At 53.1% G+C, this 2,507-nt stretch carries 2 protein-coding genes and 1 tRNA gene; 2 read left to right on the top strand and 1 reads right to left on the bottom strand.

Going from position 1 to position 2,507, the window contains the following annotated elements; all coding sequences use genetic code 11:
• Nucleotides 1-161: 161 nt before the first annotated feature.
• Nucleotides 162-1,205, bottom strand: a complete 1,044-nt coding sequence (locus WC488_05480) for a PfkB family carbohydrate kinase (protein MFA5077846.1) — start codon at nucleotides 1,203-1,205, stop codon at nucleotides 162-164.
• Nucleotides 1,206-1,251: 46 nt separating this feature from the next.
• On the opposite strand from WC488_05480, the gene WC488_05485 reads away from it, so the two are divergent.
• Both WC488_05485 and WC488_05490 read left to right on the top strand, forming a co-directional pair.
• Nucleotides 1,252-1,325 (top strand) — tRNA-Val (locus WC488_05485).
• A 157-nt stretch (nucleotides 1,326-1,482) separates the two neighbouring features.
• Entirely contained in the window at nucleotides 1,483-2,400 is a 918-nt protein-coding gene (locus WC488_05490; protein MFA5077847.1) for a LysR family transcriptional regulator, read from the top strand.
• The last annotated feature ends 107 nt before the right edge of the window (nucleotides 2,401-2,507 follow it).

The raw sequence follows: 2,507 nt of genomic DNA on the forward strand, positions 1-2,507 counted from the left end.
CCGATGAGCGTGATGACAGGAAGTTTGTTGGGCAAAATTTGATCTATGGGTATCAGTTCGCTTGCCGACATAGAGTACCACCTATTAAGACTATGATGAGAATCTAATTATAGAGCGGACATCCATTGATGCCTGCATATGTAATGTACGGAAAAATAAGGCTATCCGGCAAGAATTTCGCGGGAAAGAGCGCCCAGGCAGCGTGCATCCGGCTCGGGGCCCCGCGACTGCAGGGCGCAGGCCGCACCTTCTGTCCCAAGCCGAAGGCAGCGATCGAGCGGCAGCCCTGCGAGTCTGCCTGACAGAAAGGCGCCCGCGAAGGCATCGCCGGCGCCGAGTTCGTCCACCACCGCACACTGCGGCGCGTCCACGTGAATGCGCTGTCCCTCCGCACAACAGTCGACGCCGGCTCTGTCCGCCTTGATAAGCCACACGATTTCGGGGCGGCAATCCGCAAGCTCCATGCTAAGGGCCTCAAATTCTCCTTTATTGCAGAAGACGAAATCCGCATAGCGCCGAATGAGTCTTTTGAGGGTATCTCTGTTGCGCCTCGCAGCTTCCGACGAGACCACATCGAGGGATACCATCTTTTTCATGTCGCGGGCGCGCTGAAAAAGCGATTCAAGGTTTCGGGGACTGTCTGCGAGCAATCCTTCAGCGTGAATCAGTTCAACCTTCCCCACATCGAATCCGCCAAAACCCATGTCGCGCACGCGGCGGGCCGCGGAAGGAGAGGCGAAAACGATGCGCCCGGCGGAAGCATCCGCTCCTGCGCCCTGCCCCGCCATGGGGCTCACCGTACAAAAAATCCCGGTGCCCTCGCGCCCGCCGGAAGTGTCGAGAAGGGCCTCGACCCCTGCAGACTTAAGGCCGGCGCGGACGACATCGCCGCACGCGTCGGCAGCGACAGATCCGGCAAACGAAGCCTTTGTGCCTACGAGAGAGGCCGCGCGCACCGCATTGAGCGCAGCCCCGCCGGCCGCGTAAAAAATCCTGCCCTGGCCCTGCGCCGCTCTCTCTTCCAGGTATGAGAGAATACTGTGCGCCCGTGCTGCATCGAGGTGCACGGGAGCTCCCGAAGCCAGCCAGGAGAATGCTGTTCTGAACGCGTTCCAGGCCTGAATTTCAAGCTCCACCGAGATGTCGCACATGGCGTGCCCGATGCCGAGGATTTGCGCGCGGGAATACCCTTTTGCTTGACTCATGCATCCACCATATGCTAGTGTGGCTCCGCCGTGCAAGCGGCGAGAGGGGCGCTTGGCTCAGTTGGTCAGAGCGGCTGGTTTACACCCAGTAGGTCGGCGGTTCAAATCCGTCAGCGCCCATAATGAATTACGAGATATTGCATCCTTCCAAAATCACTGGCACCATGAAAGGCAAATGCGGGGCATCATGAGCCCGTTTCCGGATTCTCTATGAGGCACCCGGCAGGCGATGTATATTGAAAGTGGCCAATGACGAAATCCTGGCCGGGAAAATCGAATGAACAAACTGAGAACTTTTTATACCATCGCGAAATACCGAAGCTTTACCAAAGCAGGAGAGTTGCTCGGCCTCACACAACCCGCAGTAAGCCTTCAGATGAAGGCCCTCGAAGAAGAGTACTGTACGAAATTGTTCGAACGAATCGGGAGAGAGGTTTTTCTCACCGATGCAGGCAAGGTACTTTTTGAACATGCAGAAAGAATCCTCACAACGCTGGAGGAGGCCGACCTCGCCATTAAAGAATGCAAAGATCCTTTTAAGGGCAAGGTGAGCTTCGGCGCAAGCATGTTTGCTGGCGCATATATTATTCCCCCGATTCTGGGAAGGTTCAAAGAATATCATCCTGGAATTGTGTTTTCCGTGAAAGTACGGTATGCAAAAGATATTTTCCCCCTGATCCTCGAAAACGAAGTCGATTTTGGCCTTATGGGCGAAGGAGAAAGAAAACCCGACGACACTTCTTTTTTGACAGAAGTCATTTTGAGGGAAGAAATGGTTTTTGTGATGCCCAGGGGCCATAAATTTGCAGAAAAAAAGAGCGTATCCATGCATGACATAGTCCAGGAAAACCTTGTATTGCCAGAGAGATTCTCAGCCTCGCGCAGATATATCGAGAGCGAATTCCAGCGAAATAACCTGTCAGTCAAGCCATATCTCGAAATAGGAAACATCGAAGTCGTCAAAAAGCTTGTTGAACAGAACTTTGGTTCCAGTATACTCTCGTGGGCCTCCGTGCGCGAAGAAGTAGCCGCCCGGAGAATCTGTGCAGCCAGAATCACAGGAGTCTCATTCGAACGCGATATCCTGCTCGTAAAGAAGAGAGAGAAAACATTTTTCCCCGCCACCACTCTTTTTATTGATTTTTTGCTCGATGAAGTAACCCAAAACAAAGATCAATTTGTATTTACACTATAATTTTATCCCCAAAATGAGGGCTTATCACCTCAAGATGAAACTTTTGCCTCAATGCTCCCGCGAGCTGAGAAGATTTCGGTTCTTCTCCATGATGGACCAGAACGAGC

Source organism: Candidatus Micrarchaeia archaeon (assembly GCA_041650355.1).
GTDB lineage: Archaea > Micrarchaeota > Micrarchaeia > Anstonellales > Bilamarchaeaceae > JAHJBR01.

Excerpts from the sequence above, each read along its gene's own strand:
- WC488_05480 (MFA5077846.1), bottom strand. The coding sequence starts at position 1,205 with ATGAGTCAAGCAAAAGGGTATTCCCGCGCGCAAATCCTCGGCATCGGG.
- WC488_05490 (MFA5077847.1), top strand. The coding sequence starts at position 1,483 with ATGAACAAACTGAGAACTTTTTATACCATCGCGAAATACCGAAGCTTT.